At 63.1% G+C, this 1,859-nt stretch carries 1 protein-coding gene and 2 pseudogenes; all 3 read right to left on the reverse strand.

Features of this window, described 5'->3' with window-relative positions:
- A pseudogene (locus L995_RS01135) lies at nucleotides 1-554 on the reverse strand (hypothetical protein); the annotation flags it as partial.
- Nucleotide 555: 1 nt separating this feature from the next.
- Nucleotides 556-1,005 (reverse strand): hypothetical protein, encoded by a 450-nt coding sequence (locus L995_RS01140; RefSeq protein ID WP_047468315.1) that lies wholly within the window; start codon nucleotides 1,003-1,005, stop codon nucleotides 556-558.
- Nucleotides 1,002-1,859, reverse strand: a pseudogene (locus tag L995_RS01145) (hypothetical protein); the annotation flags it as partial. The pseudogene L995_RS01145 and the gene L995_RS01140, both read right to left, overlap by 4 nt.

Raw genomic sequence — 1,859 nt, forward strand, 5'->3', positions numbered from 1 at the left:
GATGCGTACTTGGCTCCCGACTGGTACTGGAACGGCGTGGGCTGCAGCACGGACAGCGTGGGGATGTCGTCCAGCTTGGCAAGCCAGTCCTCATGCAGATTCACACCTGCAAACGTGTGCGTCTGCAACTGCAGGAATTCCGGCGCACCAGGCAGCACCACATCCGGCGCATCAGGCACGGCTACGTCCCGCAACTGAGGCAGTGTCGGCGCCTGGCCGATGGTCAAGACAGGGGCCTGCCCGAAGTTGAGTGTGGGCGGCACCACATCGAACCCGTCGATGGGCACGTCCCGTATCTGCGCCGACAGCGGCCCGGGCATGTCGGCGGGCTCCACAAGCGTCGCATCGGGCAGCGCTGGCATGTCCGGGATGGGCGGCAAGTTCGGCGCAGGCAGCGTCTGCCACCGAACGTCGATCTGCGAAGGCTTGTAGAGGCTGTTCCTCAGATCGTCCGTGAAAGACGCAACTTCCTTGGAGGCGGCGTCAGCCATCGCCATGCTGCGCTCGTACTTGTCCTGGACGATCTCTGCGGGTCCATTCAGATCCAATGCCATGTCAGGCTCCTACGCGACGGTTTTTCGAAGACACGGTCGCAACCTCAATGCGATCGAGCGTGAAGGCCTGGCCAGCCGGAGTGCTCAGGCCAAAGCCCAGGTAGTTCTGGCGGATGCCGCGGCCCGGCTGGCACCGCGTCTGGCCGGAGGCCACGAGGGGGAAGCTGTAGGCCCAGCGCTCCGCGTTCGGCCCAAGCACCGCGAACTGCGCGCAGCCGCGCCCCCGCATGGACAGATAGACCATCTCCAGGTGCTTCTTCAGGGTCGATTCGCGTAGCGTGGCTGGCAGCCGCAGCTCGGCGACGATGGGCAGGCCGTCGTCGGTATCACCGCTGGCCAAGGCATATAGGCCCGTGGCGCTGCCGCCATGGGTCGGTGTCAACGCATGGAAATCGTGGCGCGTGTACTCGGACACGGCGCCGCTCAGGGTGTTGCAGACGAGGGTGTTCATACGGAAATCAGGCTTTCGTCGGTGCGCACGCGCGCAGTGTGGTCCATCGGCATCTTCATGATGGTGTGCAGTTCCCGGGCGCCGGTGTCGTCGGCAACAAAGATCCAGCTGCGCAGCACCGTCTGGCGGTCCTCTGCCGTGTACTGCATGAGATTGGCGCAGACAGCGCCGGTCCAGGGGTCTACCGCGGCCGACACTGCGAAATAGTGGGGATCAGCATCTGAAATATCGATGCTGGCGACGATCTGGCCCCGGCACTGCACGAGCACCTCCCCACGATTTGTGTAGACCGTGCCCTCCAGCCTGGATGGCACCGCGAGTGGATACCAATTGCCGTCAGATGTCTGAGCGGATTCATACACCGCCGAATAGTCGCCGCGTTGAATCTTCTGAGCCTGGATCACCAACTCTGTAGTGGGATCGAAAAACAGCACCTGCAGCATCTGCCACGACTCTGCCCAGTCTCGGATGAATCCGGAGGCTGCGTATGTGAGGGTCACGCCATCTGCGACGGTTCGCGTGACCAGCAATTCGCTACTGCTTTGCCCCGCCACGCTGGGGAATGTGATGTCGTGACCATTGATGCGGATGAGCCCCCCCGGATCCGAGTAGTCGCCCGTCAGGAACAGGCCCTCATTCTCAAGCGTGATCGGCCCCCGGATCGGGTCTACACCAATGACTTCGCCCGAAAATGACTCCCGGTATGTCCAGTGCTCCAGCCTCCCGCCCCCACCCAGCAGAACCTCGAAATCCCGCCCCTTGCCGTCGTAGCCATAGGTGGCATTGCCAAAGGAGATAGGGCCCATGCGGGTGCCCGTGATGTTGGGCTCCAGCTCAGTGCCGGTGTTGGTGGA

The organism is Delftia sp. ZNC0008 (assembly GCF_000799035.1).
Classification (GTDB): domain Bacteria; phylum Pseudomonadota; class Gammaproteobacteria; order Burkholderiales; family Burkholderiaceae_C; genus Comamonas; species Comamonas tsuruhatensis.

Excerpts from the sequence above, each read along its gene's own strand:
- L995_RS01140 (WP_047468315.1), bottom strand. The coding sequence starts at position 1,005 with ATGAACACCCTCGTCTGCAACACCCTGAGCGGCGCCGTGTCCGAGTAC.